Origin of the sequence: Bradyrhizobium sp. 521_C7_N1_3, from assembly GCF_052075975.1 — a bacterium.
In the GTDB taxonomy this organism is placed as follows: domain Bacteria; phylum Pseudomonadota; class Alphaproteobacteria; order Rhizobiales; family Xanthobacteraceae; genus Bradyrhizobium; species Bradyrhizobium japonicum.
Map to the genome: position 1 here is coordinate 8,829,657 of NZ_CP197232.1, position 18,095 is coordinate 8,847,751.

The 18,095-nt window shown below is 64.9% G+C and carries 17 protein-coding genes; 9 read left to right on the top strand and 8 right to left on the bottom strand.

Annotated features, from left to right (window positions below; all coding sequences use genetic code 11):
• Positions 1-50: 50 nt before the first annotated feature.
• Entirely contained in the window at positions 51-1,727 is a 1,677-nt protein-coding gene (locus AB7008_RS41770) for a mucoidy inhibitor MuiA family protein (protein WP_441260734.1), read from the bottom strand.
• A gap of 185 nt (positions 1,728-1,912) precedes the next feature.
• Complete coding sequence (locus tag AB7008_RS41775) at positions 1,913-2,533, bottom strand: response regulator transcription factor (protein ID WP_028161020.1); 621 nt, start codon at positions 2,531-2,533, stop codon at positions 1,913-1,915.
• A gap of 202 nt (positions 2,534-2,735) precedes the next feature.
• Between AB7008_RS41775 and AB7008_RS41780 the strand changes: the two genes are divergently transcribed.
• Positions 2,736-3,773, top strand: coding sequence for an AraC family transcriptional regulator (locus AB7008_RS41780; protein WP_441260735.1), 1,038 nt, complete (start codon positions 2,736-2,738; stop codon positions 3,771-3,773).
• A 2-nt stretch (positions 3,774-3,775) separates the two neighbouring features.
• Here the strand turns inward: AB7008_RS41780 and AB7008_RS41785 are convergent, their stop codons facing one another.
• A complete protein-coding gene (locus tag AB7008_RS41785; RefSeq protein ID WP_441260736.1) occupies positions 3,776-4,987 on the bottom strand; it encodes an NnrS family protein in 1,212 nt (403 codons plus the stop codon).
• Between the two features lie 141 nt (positions 4,988-5,128).
• On the opposite strand from AB7008_RS41785, the gene AB7008_RS41790 reads away from it, so the two are divergent.
• Positions 5,129-5,839 (top strand): Crp/Fnr family transcriptional regulator, encoded by a 711-nt coding sequence (locus tag AB7008_RS41790; RefSeq protein ID WP_441260737.1) that lies wholly within the window; start codon positions 5,129-5,131, stop codon positions 5,837-5,839.
• Between the two features lie 86 nt (positions 5,840-5,925).
• On the opposite strand, the gene AB7008_RS41795 is transcribed toward AB7008_RS41790, so the two are convergent.
• Together AB7008_RS41795 and hemN are read right to left on the bottom strand one after the other, a co-directional pair.
• Positions 5,926-6,123, bottom strand: a complete 198-nt coding sequence (locus AB7008_RS41795) for a DUF1858 domain-containing protein (protein WP_014492467.1) — start codon at positions 6,121-6,123, stop codon at positions 5,926-5,928.
• Positions 6,124-6,315: 192 nt separating this feature from the next.
• On the bottom strand, positions 6,316-7,668 hold the full coding sequence (hemN, locus tag AB7008_RS41800; RefSeq protein WP_441260738.1) for an oxygen-independent coproporphyrinogen III oxidase: 1,353 nt from the start codon (positions 7,666-7,668) through the stop codon (positions 6,316-6,318).
• A gap of 159 nt (positions 7,669-7,827) precedes the next feature.
• On the opposite strand from hemN, the gene AB7008_RS41805 reads away from it, so the two are divergent.
• From AB7008_RS41805 to AB7008_RS41815, 3 genes are all read left to right on the top strand, one after another.
• Positions 7,828-8,034 carry a hypothetical protein gene (locus AB7008_RS41805; RefSeq protein WP_028161027.1) on the top strand — a complete coding sequence of 69 codons (207 nt, stop codon included), beginning with the start codon at positions 7,828-7,830 and terminating at the stop codon, positions 8,032-8,034.
• A 237-nt stretch (positions 8,035-8,271) separates the two neighbouring features.
• On the top strand, positions 8,272-9,369 hold the full coding sequence (nirK, locus tag AB7008_RS41810) for a copper-containing nitrite reductase (protein ID WP_441260739.1): 1,098 nt from the start codon (positions 8,272-8,274) through the stop codon (positions 9,367-9,369).
• A gap of 52 nt (positions 9,370-9,421) precedes the next feature.
• Positions 9,422-10,300: an SUMF1/EgtB/PvdO family nonheme iron enzyme gene (locus AB7008_RS41815; RefSeq protein WP_441260740.1), complete on the top strand. Its 879-nt coding sequence runs from the start codon at positions 9,422-9,424 to the stop codon at positions 10,298-10,300.
• A 98-nt stretch (positions 10,301-10,398) separates the two neighbouring features.
• Here AB7008_RS41815 and AB7008_RS41820 read toward each other — a convergent pair whose 3' ends face one another.
• The 3 genes from AB7008_RS41820 to AB7008_RS41830 are packed head-to-tail and all read right to left on the bottom strand — an operon-like array spanning position 10,399 to position 12,430.
• Positions 10,399-11,034, bottom strand: a complete 636-nt coding sequence (locus AB7008_RS41820; protein ID WP_441260741.1) for a GNAT family N-acetyltransferase — start codon at positions 11,032-11,034, stop codon at positions 10,399-10,401.
• Between the two features lie 22 nt (positions 11,035-11,056).
• Entirely contained in the window at positions 11,057-11,707 is a 651-nt protein-coding gene (locus AB7008_RS41825; RefSeq protein WP_011089829.1) for a 3-oxoacid CoA-transferase subunit B, read from the bottom strand.
• Positions 11,708-11,722: 15 nt separating this feature from the next.
• Positions 11,723-12,430 (bottom strand): CoA transferase subunit A, encoded by a 708-nt coding sequence (locus tag AB7008_RS41830; RefSeq protein WP_028151658.1) that lies wholly within the window; start codon positions 12,428-12,430, stop codon positions 11,723-11,725.
• A gap of 272 nt (positions 12,431-12,702) precedes the next feature.
• Here AB7008_RS41830 and AB7008_RS41835 point away from each other — a divergent pair, with 272 nt between their 5' ends.
• The 4 genes from AB7008_RS41835 to AB7008_RS41850 all read left to right on the top strand — a co-directional run bounded on the left by AB7008_RS41835 (position 12,703) and on the right by AB7008_RS41850 (position 18,021).
• Entirely contained in the window at positions 12,703-14,592 is a 1,890-nt protein-coding gene (locus AB7008_RS41835) for an AsmA family protein (protein ID WP_441261282.1), read from the top strand.
• 209 nt (positions 14,593-14,801) lie between these two features.
• A complete protein-coding gene (locus AB7008_RS41840; protein ID WP_441260742.1) occupies positions 14,802-16,187 on the top strand; it encodes an ABC transporter substrate-binding protein in 1,386 nt (461 codons plus the stop codon).
• A gap of 98 nt (positions 16,188-16,285) precedes the next feature.
• Positions 16,286-17,158, top strand: coding sequence for a carbohydrate ABC transporter permease (locus AB7008_RS41845; protein WP_028161033.1), 873 nt, complete (start codon positions 16,286-16,288; stop codon positions 17,156-17,158).
• Positions 17,155-18,021: a carbohydrate ABC transporter permease gene (locus tag AB7008_RS41850; protein WP_014492457.1), complete on the top strand. Its 867-nt coding sequence runs from the start codon at positions 17,155-17,157 to the stop codon at positions 18,019-18,021. The genes AB7008_RS41845 and AB7008_RS41850 overlap by 4 nt, the downstream gene beginning before the upstream one ends.
• The last annotated feature ends 74 nt before the right edge of the window (positions 18,022-18,095 follow it).

Sequence of the window (18,095 nt, forward strand, 5' to 3'; positions counted from 1 at the left end):
CCTCGCCGCGCTTGCGGGGCGAGGTAAGGAAGCGCCGCAAAGGCGAGAGTTTACCCCGCCGGCGCCATGACGATGCCCTTGTCCTTGGGCCAGCGGACGCGCCAGGCGAATTTGATCTCCTTGATCTCGCCGGGTTTTGCGTCGAACGCCCATTCCAGCACGCCGCGCTTGTCGCGCAGATTGGTGGTCGTGGGCGGCGTGGTCGAGGACAGCATCTCGACGCCAATATCCTCGTTCTCGCTGACCGGAAGCTGATCCTCGATCGCGATGCGGATCGGGAAGTCGTGCCCGTTGCGAACGACGGTGCGGAACGAACGCGTGTCGGTCTTGGAGGACGCGATCACGCCAGCCGTGCCTTCGTTCTGCCTGATGACGGTGCGCTCGATCTTGATCTTGTCGTCGGCGCCGAAGCCGAGCCGGATCGCGTCGTTCCGCGCGGCGGTCGAGAATTTGCTGCGACCGACGAACGTGCCGTCGCGGAAGATCGCGACCTTACCGGGCAGCAGATTGGTATCCTCGGCAAGCTTGAATGATGCCTCGAGGTAAGCGGTGGGATCCGCGACCGGGGCGGCGCGGATGGCGAGGTCGGGCGTCACCGTCATGGAGGAGATGAGCAGGCTCTTGGCGCCCTCATTGGCGCCGAGACTGACGCGGCCGCTGATCTGATACACAGCCTGGAAATCGCCGATCTCGGCGTTGGCCTGCTGCTCGTCCGCGCGCTCGCGCAGCTCGGGCTCCGCCGCTTTCGCCATCGCCGGAGATTGCGCCTGCCGCGTCATCGGCTGCGCGGGCATCGCCATGTCCGACGCCGTGCCCAATGCCAGCGGCTTCGGCAGTTGCGGATACCTCACAACCAGCGAATTCAGCTCCGGCGCGCTGCCGCCGCGGCTGACGCGAACGGTGGAAACACCGAGGCTGACATTCGACCAGTCTTCGCCGGTCGACTGTGTCACCTCGGCGCGGCGAACCAGCTCGAGCTGCGGCTTGCGGTCCTTGGCACCGGTGTCGAGCCGGGCGTCATACAGCGGCAGCCAGCGCGCATTGCGGACTGCATAAGTCACCCGCAACGTCGCCTTCGTCGCGGCGGCGGCGGCGACATCGATGCGAACCTCGAGCTTGCTCGGCGGCTTGGCCGAACGCTCCGCTTCCAGCTGCGCGAGCTGCCGATCGATCTCGCGCTGCTTTCGCGTGGCGTCGCGGATCGCGGTGTCGGCGGTCGCGATCTCCTCGGCGACCGCGGTAAAGGCCGCGCGCCATTCAGTGATCGGCCGAGCCTCGCCCTTCTCGCCAAGGCCGGCGGGAGAAGCCTCCGCAAAGTGCTGCGCGAATTTGCGCCGGGCGTTGGCCGCGTCGATATCGCCTTGCAGATCGGCCCGCTGATCCTTCAACGCCTCGATGCGCTTATCGAGCTCGGGCAGATTCGCGGGTTGTGCCGCGCGCGGCGGCCGGGCGTCGATGGTACCGATGGTGAGTTTTGCGCCCGCCTCGCCCTCGACCCGCAGGGAGGACGGATCGAGCGAGAGCGGAAAGTCCTTGGCGACCAGCGTGCTGTCGCCGGAGGCGAGGTCCAGCGCGATGACTCGGGTGACCGTGGCGCCGTCGGGATAGACCGTGACGGTGTCGATGGCCGATGTGGCGTCCACATCGGCGGCCCACGATGGCGACGCGGCCGCCATGGTCACCAGAACCAGGCTCGTCGTTGCCAAACATCTTGCGGTGATGCGCATAAAGTCCCTCCTGCCGTATCGCCGCGCCGCCAGCCGGACGCGTTCGATCGAATGCCTCGCCAACATGGTTGGACGCGGCAGGGAAGGAACTGGTTCGATTGGGGTTTCCGCGGGGCGCCGCCGCGGCGGCACCAAGGCCACGGAACGTGTCGTCGTCCCGTGGCGAAGCCGTTGAATTCGGATCCTTAGACCTGAATGGGCGACCCCTGGCCGAAGATGCGGCGGAGCAGATCGGTCACGTTGCGGGCGCCGGCCTTCTTCAGGATGCCGGCACGATAGCCTTCGACCGTCCGCGCGCTCAGATGCATGCGCCGGGCGATCTCCTTGTTGGTCAGACCGGCAGCAAGGTGCTCGAGCACATCGCCTTCGCGCCCGGTCAGGGGCTCGCAGCCGGGCAGCCAGCGTTGCCGGTTCGAACCGGGCTGCGCGAACTCGTCGATGGCGGCATCGATCCGGCCGACGACGTCGTGGGTGCGGAACGGTTTCTCGATGAAGTCGGCCGCGCCGCTCTTGATCGCATCGACCGCCATGGCGATGCTGCCGTTCGCCGAGGTCACCAGGACCGGCGCCATGCAGTTCTCCTCGCGCAGGCGCTTGAGCACGTCGAGGGCGGAGCGATCCGGCGGCATCTCCAGCAACACACAGGCCGGCATCCGCGCCTTGGCTTCCGAGAGCAGCGACGCGCCGTCGGCAAAACAGATCACGTCATAAGCGCTCTGTTGAAGCGCCATTGAAAGTTGTTCGCGGGAGGCCGCGTCAGTTTCAATGACGAATACCTCACCCTTGGAAAGCATGTTTCCCGGCATCATCCCGATCCAGCAATGTCTTGGTCAAATGGGCCGAGACGGCGGCGGGGCATCGTCGCGCCGCGCCGTCATACGCACGGCATTCACGCCCGTGCTTCGGCTTCCCTTATGTATGTTCCATCCTGTTCCTGGATTTGACGGATCGGGACAGAAACTTTACATTTCGGGACATCTGCGGGAATGGCTGGCAGGAACGGGTCGCATGACCGACCTCATTCGCAGCGCAGGCTTGAGCTACTACCCGGATGTCGCCCGGTCGGTCGGGCTCGACCCGAAACAGATGATGCGCAAGGTCAGGCTGCCGCTGGCCGTGCTCGACAAGCCCGATACCCCCATTGCCGTGACCAGCCTGCGCCGGCTGCTCGAATTGTCGGCAGAGGCGTCGGGTGCCGAGGATTTCGGCTTGCGGCTCGCTGAGCGCGGCGGCCTGACCAATTTCGGCGCGGTCGGCTTGATCGTGCGCGAACAGGCCACCGTCAGTGAGGCGATCGAAGCGTTCTCGCGCTTCATCCATGTCCATCACGACGGCATGAAGCTGGACGTCACCCGCAACAAGCAGACCGTGACCCTCACGCTGCATCTGCGCGGCCGGCAGCCGACCGCGCCGCGCCAGTCGATCGACATGGCACTCGGCAGCATCCACCGCATCATCCAGTCGCTGTTCAGCAACGATTGGCGGCCGCTCGAGGTGCATCTGCATTATCCGCCGCCGCACGACCACAAGCGCTACCGCGACTTCTTCGGTTGTCGCGTCAGCTTCAATGCCGATGACGATGCGATCCTGTTGTCGGCGCATGACATGGAGCGGCGGATCCCGAGCGCGCATCCGCTGATCGCGAGCTATCTGCGCAAGCGGATCGAGGCGATCGAGACGCGGCCGGCAAGCTGGGAGGAGAAGGTCGACGAGGTGGTGCGCATCCTGCTCGCAAGCGGCGACTGCACGGTCGAGCGCGTCGCCGAGCATCTCGCCTGCACCCGCCGCACCATCCACCGGCACCTCGCCGCATCAGGCACCAGCTTCTCAGCGATCCTCGATGCGCAGCGCGCCGATCTCGTGACCCAGCTGATCGACGACCCCGGCCGGCCGCTGGCCGATATCGCCACCCAGCTCGGCTTCTCCGCACAGAGCGCGATGGCGCGCTGGTTCCGCGGCCGCTTCGGCTGCACCATCACCGCATGGCGCAAGGGCGTGCGGCCGCTGGCCAAGCCCGTCGGCGTTCCCTCGGCGTCCGCAGCCTAGGCTCAGCGTACCGGAGCCGGGACGCCCATGATGGCAAGCGCGCGCCGGGGATTTCCGGCGAGCAGCGGTCCGAATGCGGCGGCAAAGCCGAGGAACGCGACGATCCAGCCGCAGGCCGCAATATGCAGCAGCACATCGCTTTGCGCCGGCAACACAACAGCAGCCACCCGCGCCAGTGCCGCGATGATGATCGCGACATAGATGCCCTGGGTGGCGCGTGACGCCGTCAGCGCCTGCCCGGTATGGCCAAGGCTCGCGCGCGTCATCACCGCAAGTGTCATGATTCCGGCAGCTCCCGTCATCCAGGCGTGAATGCCCGCGCTCGGCGGCAGCAGGCCGAAGCCGGCCAGGGCGTTGAGGAGAAAACCGAGCGGCACGAAGACGTACCCGACATGCAGGATCAGCAACAGCCACTCGCGCGACGTGCGGTCGCCAGCCCAGCGCGCGAACCGCACCAGATGGAGCACACCGACGAGCGCCATCACCGCGCCGGTGACCGTGTTCAGCGGCGCTACGATCCATGCGATCAGCGCGAGCGCGCTCAATCCGATCACCGCGCCGTCAAAGCGTCCGAACGGCACCGGCAGGCGGCCGGGATTGAACTTGACCAGCCAGTTGCGGGTGAAGCTCGGGATGATGCGGCCGCCGATCAGCGAGATCAGCAGCACGACCACGCCGATGCCGACGCGGATGCTGACATCGGCCGCGCCCTCGAAGTGCGCTTCGAGATGGAAGGCGACGTTGCCGGCGAGCAGCACCAACACGAGCACCACCACCGGCAAATTGCGCCAATTGCCGCCTGCGATGATCTCGCGCGTGGCCGCGGCAACGACCAATGCCAGGAAAGCGGCATCGACGACGAGTGCGAACGCCCAACCGATATCGGCGGACAGGGTCACTGCAAAACGTCCGGCCAGCCAGACCACCAGCAGCGCGCCCAGCGATGTCCCCTGGATCGGCAGCCGCCCCGTCCAGTTCGGGATCGCCGTGAACAGGAATCCCGTGATCACCGCCGGCAGGAAGCCATAGAGCATTTCGTGGACGTGCCAGTCGCGCGGCGCGAAGGCCGAACTGACCGACAATTCGCCGTAGAACATCGGCAGCCACGCCAGGATAGAAAGCCCGGCCTGGATCGCGGCGAGCAGGAAAAACGGCCGAAAGCTGTTCGCAAACAGCGGCCAGCCCTCAAAGTTACGGGATCGGGCGCCAGCCATGGGGGCAACTCCTCTGAATTCGGACGGTCACTTGGATCGTCATCTGGAAAAATACTGCCGTCCGGCCGGCCCGTTTTGCGCTATCGCAAACTGCCTGACGAATACAGGTGCCATCACACTCCCGGGCGCCAAGGAGGCAGAATGGCCAAGGTCGACACATCGCTGGTTGCGCATTTGCCGCTGTTTTCCGGCGTCAAGCCGGAGGACCTCGACGAAATCCTGCGCGAGGCCCGCTCGGCGCGGTACCCCAGGAACACCGCCATTTTCGAACAGGGCGCCGACGCGCAATCCTTCTTCCTGCTGCTGCACGGCCATGTCCGCGCGGCCAAGACCACCCCGACCGGCGAGCAGATCGTGGTGCGCTATGTCGCCCCCGGCGAGACCTTCGGGCTCGCGATGGCGATCGGAGCCGCGCACTATCCGGCGACCGCGATGGCGGTCGACGACAGCGTGGTGCTGATCTGGCCGAATTCGGCCTGGCCGCGGCTGATCGAGCGGTTTCCGGCGATTGCCGTCAACACGCTGCAAACCGTCGGCGCGCGGCTGCAGGAGAGCCATACCCGCATCCTGGAAATGTCGACCCAGCAGGTCGAGCAGCGCGTCGCGCATGCGCTGCTGCGGCTCGCAAAACAGTCCGGCAAGAAGCTCGACCACGGCATCGAGATCGACTTCCCGATCAGCCGACAGGACATCGCGCAGATGACCGGCACCACGCTGCACACCGTCAGCCGCATCCTGAGCGGCTGGGAGAGCCAGGGCCTCGTCGAGAGCGGCCGCCAGCGCATCATCCTGCGCGATCCGCACAAGATCGTCGTGCTGGCGGAGCACACGGCGGACGGCAATTCTGCGTAAGATAGGGGTGAGGGCGCTTCCGCTTACGGCGCAAGCCTGCCCTCACCCGGGAGTCCGCGCGCGACCCGCGCGAACTCCGACCCGCCTCACGCCGGCACGCATTCGCACAGCGCGGCGAGGAATTTGTCGCGATCGATGCCATGCTCGCGGCAGGCGTCCTCCACGGTATGGAAGGTCGCGATCGGACAGCCGACGCAAGCCATCCTGAAGGCGAGGAACACGCGGATCGTGTGCGGTGCCGCGCGCATGATGTCATCGACCAGATCGTCGGATCGGAAAGGCATGGACAACTCCGTTCCGAAGTGACGATAGCGAAGGGGGCGGCGGTTTCTTTGTTGGAGAGCAAGCTGGGTCGAGATCTCTCCTCCCGTCATTCCGGGGGGCGCCGCTTGGCGCGAGCCCGGAATCCATTCCTCTAGCTCACGCGCTGCACGATGGATTCCGGGCTCGCGCTTCGCGCGCCCCGGAATGACCAACTACACCGCCCTGCTGTGCAACTGCTTCGCCGGATCCAGATGCGCGTCGAACGCCGCGGCAACGCTGCGGACCAGGAAGCGCGAATCGCTTGCGACCGCAAGACGGTCGCCGTCGAGCCTGACGATGCCGTCCGAGATCAACGGCTTCAGGCGCGCGGCCGATTGCAGCATCGCTTCGGGTTCCGCGCCATGGCGCGCACAGATGTCGCCGAGATCGGCGCTGAACTCGCACATGATGCGCTCGATGATGTCGGCGCGGAGCCGGTCGTCGTCGGTGAGCCCGTAGCCCTTCGCGGTGGCGAGGCGGCCGGCGGCGATGCTCTGCGCGTAGGCGCCGATCTGCACCTGGTTCTGCACATAGCCCTGCGGCAGATGCCCGATCGCGCTCGCGCCGAACCCGAGCAGGACTTCGCCCTTGTCGGTGGTGTAGCCCTGAAAATTGCGCCGCAGCGTCCGCTCCTCGAAGGCCACGGCCATGGCGTCGTCCGGGCGCGCGAAATGGTCGAGCCCGATCTGCACGTAGCCGGCCTCCTTCAACGCATTGGCGATCGCGCAGGCCTGGTCATGACGCGCGAGGCCGTCAGGCAGCGCGGCCTCGTTGATCATGCGCTGGTGTTTCTTGAAGTCAGGCACGTGCGCATAGCCGAACACCGAGAAACGATCGGGCCCGAGCTCGAGGCTGCGCCGAACGGTGTCCAGGCAGGACGCGACCGTCTGGTGCGGCAGCCCATAGATGAGGTCGAAGTTGATCCCGTTGATGCCGGCGCCATGCAGCCTATCGACGACGGAAGCCGTCTGCTCATAGCTCTGCACGCGATTGATCGCGCGCTGCACGACCGGATCGAAGCTCTGCACGCCCAGGCTGGCGCGGTTGACGCCGGAGAGCCGCATGGCCTCCACCATCTCCGATGTCAGCGTGCGCGGGTCGATCTCGACCGCGATCTCGGCCGACGGCAGCACGAAGAACGAATGGCGCATCGCCGCCATCAACTCGGCAAAGGCCTCCGGCGCCATGATGGTGGGCGTGCCGCCACCGAAATGGATGTGCTCGACCTTGATGCGGCGCCCGATGGTCTCAGACACCTGCGCGATCTCGCTGCGCAGCGTCCGCTGATAGGCCGCGATCAGCCCGTCGCGGCGGACGATCTGGGTATGGCAGCCGCAATACCAGCACATCTCGCGGCAGAACGGCACATGCAGATAGAGTGACGCGCTGGCGCCTGCCGGGAGCCCGGCGAGCCATTCGGCATAAGTATCCGGGCCGACCGCCGGCGAGAAATGCGGTGCGGTCGGATAGCTCGTGTAGCGCGGCAGTCTCTCCTCGCCGTAGCTCGCTGCGAGATCGGTCCTCATATCTTACCCATTCGTAAATCGACGCCGCGCGGTGGCGCGGCAAATCCCGGATGGCATTGGATGACCCGTTTTCGGGCGGACCACCTTGCGCTCGCTCAAAGTCCGAGCGCCGGATCGAAGCCATGATGACGTTCAATCATGACTCACTGGAGATAGGCCATGGCCTCGCTCGCGCTCGATCTCGTTCTCTGGCTCACCGGCGTTCGCGGTCATATCCCGCGCTTCGACGATTTTCGTCCCGTCCCCGCAGCACCCTCCGTCGGCGCAGGTCATCTCGTGCGGGTGCTGGCGATCACCGCCGCCATCTTTGCCGCGCTGTCGCTCGCGGTCTGGGGCACGGTCTGGATTGCGATCCAGCTTCTCTGATCGACAACCATAGATTCACAATCGAGCGCAGCTGAACATGCGAACGATTTGCCGCTGGCGCAACTGACGCCGCGCGACGTCGTGCGCTTCGCACGGCCGATACGCGCTTCGGCAAACCTCCTAAGGATTTTACCGGAGGCGAATTCGGCAAAAGCTTGTCGCAGCGCAAACACTCTTGCCGTAACAGGCGCAGACTGCATCCGTCATCAAAACCCTTTCAGATGAAGGATGCTTCCGATGTTCACCCGCAGAGCCGCATTGATCAGCGCCGCCGCGACCGCCCTGATGCTCGCGACACCCACGTTCGCCGCCGGCGACCTCAAGCTGCCGCGGCAGAAGGTCGAGCTGGTCGCACCGCCCTTCGTGCACGCGCACGAGCAGGCCACGACGCAGTCGCCCAAGATCGTCGAGTTCAAGCTCAACATCGAGGAGAAGAAGGTCGTCATCGACGACAAGGGCACCACGTTCCAGGCCATGACCTTCAACGGCTCGATGCCGGGCCCGCTGATGGTCGTGCATGAGGGCGACTATGTCGAGGTGACGCTGGTCAATCCCGCGACCAACACCATGCCGCACAACATCGACTTCCACTCCGCGACCGGCGCGCTCGGCGGCGCCGAGCTCACGCTGGTCAATCCCGGTGAGCAGGTCGTGCTGCGCTGGAAGGCAACGCGGACCGGCGTGTTCGTCTATCACTGCGCCCCGGGCGGCCCGATGATCCCCTGGCATGTCGTCTCCGGCATGAACGGCGCGGTGATGGTGCTGCCGCGCGACGGCCTGAACGACGGCAAGGGCCACGCGTTGAAATACGACGAGGTCTACTATGTCGGCGAGCAGGACATGTATGTGCCGCGCGACGAGAAGGGCAACTTCAAGTCCTACGATTCGCCGGGCGAAGCCTTCACCGAGACCGAAGAGGTGATGAAGAAGCTGATCCCCTCCCACGTCGTGTTCAACGGCAAGGTCGGCGCGCTCACCGGCAAGAACGCGCTGACGGCCAAGGTCGGCGAGAACGTGCTGATCGTGCATTCGCAGGCCAATCGCGACAGCCGTCCGCACCTGATCGGCGGCCATGGCGACTACGTCTGGGAGACCGGAAAATTCTCCAACGCGCCGGAGACGGGACTCGAGACCTGGTTCATCCGCGGCGGCTCGGCGGGAGCGGCGCTCTACAAGTTCCTGCAGCCCGGCATCTACGCCTATGTCACGCATAATCTGATCGAGGCCGCCGACCTCGGCGCCACCGCGCACTTCAAGGTCGAAGGCAAGTGGAACGACGATCTGATGACCCAGGTGAAGGCGCCCGCGGAGATACCGGCCCCCAACACCAACTAGACGCGACAAGGGGCCGGTCATCGCCGGCCCCTTCCTTCTTCGGGGGATTACCATGCTGATCGCATTCAAGCTGAAACTGCTGCTCGCCTGCGCTGCCGGGCTCGCAGGGCCGATCGCGGTGGCGCCGCTGGTCTCGGACATGGCGGTCCATGGTACGGCGACGGAGCCTGCCATCGTCAGGGTCGCGCCGGGCGGTCTCTCCTATCGCGAGGCCGGCGATTTCACCCGCGCGGGGCTGCAGGCCGAAGTGCCGCTGCGTGCGATGCGCTTCAACCGGCCGCTGCACATCATGCGGCACCAGGTCTCGTCATCCGACTATCAGCTTTGCGTGCAGGATGGCGCGTGCCGTGCGCTCGATCGCGGCGTCGCGATTGCGTCCGATCGTCCCGCGGTCCAGGTGAGCTGGCACGATGCGCAGGCCTACGCGGGCTGGCTATCGCGCAAGACCGGCCACACCTATCGCCTGCCGAGCGACGCGGAATGGGCCTTTGCGGCCGGCTCCCGGTTCAGGGACGACGGCGCGCCTGTGGACGCAGATGATCCTTCAAGGCGCTGGCTCAGCCGCTACGAGCGTGAATCCGAGCGCGACCTCTCCGACACCACGGCCTATCCGTTCGGCAAGTTCGGAGCGAACGAGCATGGAATCGAAGATCTCGCCGGCAATGTCTGGGAATGGACCTCGACCTGCTTCGTGCGCTCGCGGATCGACGAGGCCGGCAATGCCGGCCGGGCGACCGTGAATTGCGGCGTGCGCATCGCCGAGGGTGCGCACCGCGCCTACGTCACCGACTTCATCCGCGACGCCCGCGCCGGCGGCTGCGCGCAAGGTGTGCCGCCCGCCAATCTCGGCTTCCGCCTGGTACGCGAGGAGCCGTCATGGGTCGCAAGCGCGTCGGCGCGGTGGGGCAAGGTGTGGGCGGCGAGGTCGTAGGTATCGCCGAGTAGCCCGGATGGAGCGCAGCGCAATCCGGGATCGGACCATCCATGAGCACCCCGGATTTCGCTACGCTCCATCCGGGCTACGGCGCGTCACATCGTTCGCGCAAACATGCGAAATCCGGGCGCGCCGATGATCGCCTCGAACGCGGGATCGCGCTTCTCTTCGGCAAAGACAAATCCTGCCTTGGCGTAGGCGCGTTCGGCCGGCTGATTGCCGATCAGGAACGATATCGTCGCGCGGGCAAATCCGGCCGCTCGTCCCTTATCCAGTGCGTGCGCAAGCAACGCCTGCACGAGGCCCCGACCGCCATAGGCGGGATCGGTCGCGACGTGCTCGATCATCCAGTCGCCCTCGCCGCCCTGAACCCAGCAGGCGCGCGTGTAGGTGCCGCGGCGACGGATGGCTTCCAGCTCCGGCGCGGCAAGCCCGGTCGCGGCACCGACCTCCTCGATGGCACGCCAGGCCGCAGGTCCCGTGCCGGCCGCCGGCAGAGCGCACAACGCGGCAGCAGGCTTGCCGTCGATCTCGGCGATCAGGAATTGCGAGACATGCCACATCGACACCGCGTGTGCGGTCGTGATGCGCGCGATGAAATCGCGGCACTGCGCCTGGGGCAAGCCGAGCGCGACGTCGAACCAGCCGCGCGGCCGGTAGCCGCGCTGCGACGACAGGATGGTTTGTGCGATGAAATCGGCGTCTTCGGGACGCGCAGACCGTATCGTCATGCGCGCCCCCTTAGCGACGACCTTACGTATTCTTCAGCGCGACGCGGAATTCGGCTTCGGTCTTGGCCTTCACCTCGTCGAGCGAGACGCCGTCGGCGAGCTCGATCAGCGCCATGCCGCCGTCGCCATGCTTGTCGATGGTGAAGACGGCGAGATCGGTGACGACCATGTCGACCACGCGCTCGCCGGTCAGCGGCAGGTTGCACTTCTTCAGCAGCTTCGAGCCGTCCTTGGCCGAATGCTCCATCACGACGACGACGCGCTTGACGCCGGCGACGAGATCCATCGCGCCGCCCATGCCCTTGACCATCTTGCCGGGGATCATCCAGTTGGCGAGATCGCCGTTCTGGGCCACCTGCATGGCGCCGAGGATCGACAGGTCCATGTGGCCGCCGCGGATCATTCCGAAGGAATCCGCGCTCGAAAAATACGAGGTCGACGGCAGCTCGCTCACGGTCTGCTTGCCAGCATTGATGAGGTCGGCATCCACCTCGTCCTCATAGGGGAACGGTCCCATGCCGAGCATGCCGTTCTCGCTCTGGAGGCTGACATCGACGCCGTCGGGGATGAAGTTCGAGACCAGCGTCGGGATGCCGATGCCGAGATTGACGTAGTAGCCGTCACGCAGTTCCTTGGCGGCGCGCGCAGCCATCTGTTCACGGGTCCAGGCCATCTTAGTCTCCTGATCTCAAGCTGCCGTGCGCGGGCGGGTGTTGCGGAATTCGATGCGCTTCTTGGCCGTGCCGACCTCGACGATGCGCTTCACGAAGATGCCGGGCGTGTGGATGTGGTCGGGATTGAGTTCACCGGCCGGAACCAGATGCTCGACCTCGGCGACCGTGATCTTGGCGGCGGTCGCCATCATCGGATTAAAGTTGCGCGCGGTCTTGCGGTAGATCAGATTGCCGGCGGTGTCGCCCTTCCAGGCGTGCACGATGGCGAGGTCGGCGAACAGGCCGCGCTCCATCAGGTACTTCTCGCCGTCGAACTCCTTCACTTCCTTGCCTTCGGCAATCAGCGTGCCGACGCCGGTCTTGGTGTAGAAGGCCGGGATACCGGCGCCGCCGGCGCGGATGCGCTCGGCCAGCGTGCCCTGCGGATTGAATTCGAGTTCCAGCTCGCCGGCCAGGAATTGCTGGGCGAACAGCTTGTTCTCGCCGACATAGGACGAGATCATCTTCTTGATCTGGCGGGTTTCGAGCAGGCGGCTGAGGCCGATGCCGTCGACGCCGGCATTGTTGGAAACGACCGTCAGGCCCTTGACGCCGGACTCACGGATCGCGTCCGACAGCTCCTCGGCGATGCCGCAGAGGCCGAAGCCGCCCGACATGATCATCATGTTGTCTTTCAGAACGCCTTCGAGAGCCGACTTGGCGTCGGGATAGACCTTGTTCATGCAAATAACCTTCGGGTGAACCTTCGGCTGGCAGGCGTCGCGCCTCATTGGCGGCGATTATTAGGCGAAATCCTCCAAAGCCGTCAATGATACGGGGTTCTCCGTTCCGCCCTCCGGTGATAGAAGCTGCCCACGCCGTGGGCAGACCCGTCCGCGGCCTTGAAAGCGACAAGAAAACCCATCAAGTTGCGGGGGTTGGGCGTGGGCACGCAGGTTTCATGGTCCACCCTTCTGGCTCCAGCGACCAACCCGATCAGGACATGCCATTGACCATGGCCCAAGGAATGAAGCGCCTCGGGACGCCGATCGCGGCGCTGCTCGGCCTCGCGCTGATCGCCCTGATCGCGACCTCCTGGCTCATCAACCGCGACGCGCTGCGCAAGGCGGTGGAAACGCAGATCCGCGACGTCACCGGGCTCGAGCTCAGCGTGGCAGGCAGCATCGACATTTCGGTGCTGCCGGCGAGCTACATTTCCTTCCATGACGTCGGCCTGAAGGGCGGCGGCACCAGCGATCCCGCGCTCCATGTCGACGTGCTCACCGCCAATCTCCGGCTGCTGCCGCTGCTGCTGCAGCGGTTCGAGATCGCCGACCTGACCCTGCTGCGGCCGCGCATCCATGTCAGCCTGAAGCAGGATGGCGAAAGCAACTGGACGCCCTTCATCCAGACCATTGCCCGCACCATGAAGCCGGGCGCCGACAACCAGGTGTCGTTCTCCGAGATCAGGATCCAGGACGGTGTGCTCAATTACGAGGACGCCACCACGCACGCCGCCGAGAAGTTCGAGGACATCGACCTGTCGCTGGCCTGGCCATCGATCTCGCGGTCCTTCGCCGCGACCGGACAATTCGACTGGCGCGGCGAGCGCGTCGACGGCTCGATCAGCTTCGCCGATTTCGTCGCCGCCCTTTCCGGCGACCGCTCCGGGCTGAAGGCGCGGATCGCCAGCGCCCCGCTCAAGCTCGCCTTCGACGGCAGCGTCGCCAACCGCACCAGCCCGATGATGGAAGGCACGCTCACCATCGACAGCCCATCCTTGCGCAACGCGTTGCGCTGGACCGGTCAGCCGCAACCCGGCAGCGGCGGCTTCGGCCGCTTCGCGCTGAAGGCGCGCGCCAATGTCGTCGGCGCCTCGATCGCGCTCACCAACGTCAATGTCGAGCTCGACGGCAACGCCGCCGAGGGCGTGATGACCTACGCCAATAACGGCCGGCAGACGCTGCAAGCGACACTTGCCGCCGACGCGCTCGACTTCACACCTTACATTTCGACCTTCCGCCTGCTCGCCAGCGGCGCCCGCGACTGGAACAGGCAGCTGTTCGATCTCAACGGGCTTTCGACCACCGACCTCGACATGCGCCTGTCGGCAGCCAGGTTGACAGTCGGGACGTCGAAGCTCGGCCGCACCGCGATAGGCGCCAATTTGCGCAACGGCACGCTGGCGCTCTCGGTCGGCGAAGCTCAGGTCTATGGCGGCATCGCCAAGGGCTCGTTCGGGATCGCGCGCTCCGACACCGTCGCCGACGTCAAGGCGCAATTCCAGTTCACCGATGTCGATCTCCAGGCCTGCGCCTCCGAATTGTTCGGCCTCAACAAGCTGTCCGGCCGCGGCAACATCAACGTCTCGTTGCTGGCCTCCGGCTCCAGTCCGTTCGGCCTCGTGCAGTCGCTCGACGGCACTGCCACCGTGACCGGGCACGACGGTGCGATCTCGGGCTTCAACGCCGAGCAGCTCCTGAAGCGGCTTGAGCGGCGGCCGCTGTCGGGTGGCGGCAATTTCCGCAACGGCTCGACCCCTTATGACACCCTCACCGTCGCGGTGAAATTCTCCGATGGGATCGCCACCGCCGAGGACATCCGCATCGAGGGGCCGGCTGCGAAGATCACGCTGACGGGCACTGCCTCGGTGCCGACGCGCGAATACGACATGAAGGGCGTGGCGAGCCTCAACACGACGTCCGGCTTTCAATTGCCCTTCATGGTGCAGGGTCCCTGGGACGATCCGCTGATCTTCCCCGACCCCGAAAGCCTGATCCGCCAGTCGCCTGCCGCGTCCCCCTTCCTGGACCTCCTGAAGCGGCGCATCACCGGCGAGAAGCACCCTGCGCCGCCAGATTCGCCGACGGCCGAGAACGCCAAGGAAAACGCGAAGTCCAACTGAGGACGGCGATCGTCCGGCGCTGCCCGGACCATCGCGAATTGATCCGGCCGAATTGATGCGGCGATTGGATCGATGCGCGGATTAAGCATCTCCGCTGGCCCGACACCCCACGACCTAGGTCTGACAAGATGCCGCTAGATCGGCTGACGGCCATGCGCTAGTGTTTTATACGACCGGTTAAAAACACCGGCCGTTTGAGGGAGAAAAACGTGAGATCCAAGGTTATTGGCGCAGTTTCATTGGCGGTCGCTGCGGTTGGGCTTTTTGCGGCCACTGCACCCGCCTTTGCGCAGCAGAAGACGATCACGGTCTGGTGGGGCAAGGGCTTCTATCGGTCCGAAGACGACGCGCTGATCGATACGATCAAGAAGTTCGAAGCCAAGACCGGCATCAAGGTCGAATTGTCGCAGTACGCGATCCAGGACATGATTCCGAAGACGGTGGCCGCGCTCGATGCCGGCACCGTGCCCGATGTCGCCTATTCCGATTCCTACGACGTGCAGGCGCAGGGCAAGTGGGCCTATGAGGGCAAGCTCGAGGACCTCTCGGATGTCATGGAGCCGATCAAGGATCGGTTCGTGCAGAACACGCTGGACGCGTCGATCCTCTATAACGACGTCACCAAGAAGAAGGCCTATTACGGCTTCCCGCTGAAGCAGCAGAGCATGCATGTCGAGATCTGGAACGACATGCTGGAAAAAGCCGGCTTCAAGCTCGCCGACATCCCGACCGACTGGGCGGGCTACTGGACGTTCTGGTGCGACAAGGTGCAGCCGGGGATCCGTAAAGCCACCGGCCAGCGCATCTACGGCGTCGGCCAGCCGATGGGCGTGGAATCCACCGACGCCTTCCAGTCGTTCTACACCTTCATGGACGCCTACCACGTCAAGCTGGTCGACGACGACGGCAAGCTCCTGGTTGACGATCCCAAGGTGCGCGAGAATCTGATCGGCGCGCTGAAGGATTATACCGACACCTATATCAAGGGCTGCACGCCGCCCTCCTCCACAACCTGGAAGGACCCCGACAACAACGTCGCCTTCCACAACAAGACCATCGTGATGACCCACAACTTCACGATCTCGATCGCGGCGAAGTGGTTCGAGGACTCGCAGAACCAGGCTCTCACGCAGGAGCAGCGCGACGCCGGCAAGAAGGCCTATGAGCAGGACATCGTCACGGCGTCCTTCCCGAAGGCGCCCGACGGTTCGACCATCCGCTACCGCTCCGACGTCAAGACCGGGCTGGTGTTCACCGCGGCCAAGAACAAGGCCGAGGCCAAGCAGTTCATCAGCTTCCTGCTCCAGGAAGAGAATGTTCGTCCCTATATCGAGGGCGCGCTCGGCCGCTGGTTCCCGGTGACGAAGGAAAGCCAGGCCAGCCCGTTCTGGCAGGCCGACAAGCATCGCAAGGCGGTCTATGCCCAGTTCACCGGCGGCACCGCCGCGTTCGACTTCACCAAGAACTGGAAGTTCACGATCCTCAACAACGAGAACGTCTGGGCCAAGGCGATGAACCGGGTCGTCAGCGAAAAGGTCCCGGTCGACAAGGCCGTCGACGAGCTGATCGCCCGCATCAAGCAGGTTGCAGGCTAAGTTTTCTTTCTTCCTCTCCCCGCTGGCGCGGGGAGAGGCGAAACGCTAATACCGGCCGCCTCAGTGCGGCCGGAAGTCCTTTCAAAGAGTCCTGAAGAATGGCGATTACGCTCTCTGGCGATCAGTCGATGCCCGCTCCGCCCCTGTCGTCGCGGCTGACCCCGGCGCAGGTCTGGGGCATCGTGCTGCTCGCGCCCTATCTGCTCGTTTTCCTCGCCTTCGTCGTCTATCCCGTCTGCTACGGGCTGTGGCTGGCGCGGGCGCCGTCGAATTATGTCGCGCTGTATCACGATCCGATCTTCGCGCGCGCCGCGATCAACACGCTGATCTTCCTGGTCATCGGCATCAACATCAAGATGCTGATCGCGCTGTTCCTGTCCGGCTTCTTCGCGCAGCAACGCACCTGGATCAAATGGCTCTCGGTGATCTTCATCCTGCCCTGGGCGGTGCCGTCGATCCCGACCATCCTGTCGGTGCGCTTCATGCTCAATCCCGAATGGGGCGTGATCAACCACCTCATCTTCTCCTTCACCGGCGATGACGGCCCGAACTGGCTGAACGACCCGACGGTGGCGCTGAGCATGGCGATCGGCGTGCACATCTGGAAGTCACTGCCGTTCTGGACGCTGATCCTGATCACCGGACGCCTTGCGATCGCGCACGATCTGTTCGAGGCCGCCGAGGTCGACGGCGCGAGCTGGTGGCAGAAATTCCGCTACATCACCTGGCCGTCGATGCAGACGCTCTACGTCACCTGCACGCTGCTCTCGATGATCTGGACGCTCGGCGATTTCAACAGCGTCTATCTGCTCACCGGCGGTGGCCCGGCTGACCTCACGCACGTGCTGGCGACGCTCGGTATCCGCTATCTCCGGCTCGACCAGCTCTCGCTCGCGATGGCCTCTATCGTCTGCGCGATGCCGTTCGTCCTGCCGCTCGTGTACTTTATGATGAAACGGTTGTCGCGATGAAGCTTCCCGGCGTAAGCGAATTTTCCTGGCGCGACGTCGCGACCGAAGCGCGGCTGCTGCTGATCGGAATTCCCGTCTTCCTGTGGACGATGATTCCGATCTACCACATGTTCCTGTTCGCGATCTCCCCGAAGGAGGACGCGTTCTCGGGCAAGCTGTGGCCGGATCATCCGACGCTCCACAATTTCGAGATCGTGTTCAAGCAGCAGCACTACTTCCTGCGCGACTTCTACATCCAGTTCTGGAACTCGACGGTGATCGCAGTCTCCGTCGGCGTGCTGACGCTGTTCATTGCGACCGCGGCTGCGTTCTCGATCTCGCGGCTGAAGGTGCCGGGCGGACGCGGCGTGTTGAACCTCGCACTCTTCACCTATTTCATTCCGGCCGCGTTCCTCGCCGTGCCGATGTACCGCACCATGGGCAATTACGGCCTGCTCAACAATCACTGGTCGCTGATCCTAGCCATGGTGACGATCGCCAGCCCCTACGCGATCTGGGTGCTCAAGCAGGCCTCCGACAAGCTGCCGGTCGAGCTGGACGAAGCCGCGGTGATGGACGGCGCGACGACGCTCCAGATCTTCCGCCTGGTCTACCTGCCGCTGATGATGCCCTCGCTGGTCGCGATCGGCACCTATGCGGTGCTGCTTGCCTGGAACGAATATCTCTACGCGTTCCTGCTGCTGTCCAACGACCGCGAGATCACCCTCCCCGTCGCGCTCGGCAACTTCCTCGCTGCCGACGATTCGCCCTGGGAGCTGTTGATGACGACCGGCTTCATTTACGCGCTGCCGCCGGCCGCGGTCTATTACGCCTTCCGCCGCTACATGGTAGGCGGGCTTACGGCAGGCGCGGTGAAGTCCTAGGGACTCGTCATTGCGAGCGTAGCGAAGCAATCCAGAATCTCTCCGCGGCGGCAGTCTGGATTGCTTCGCTACGC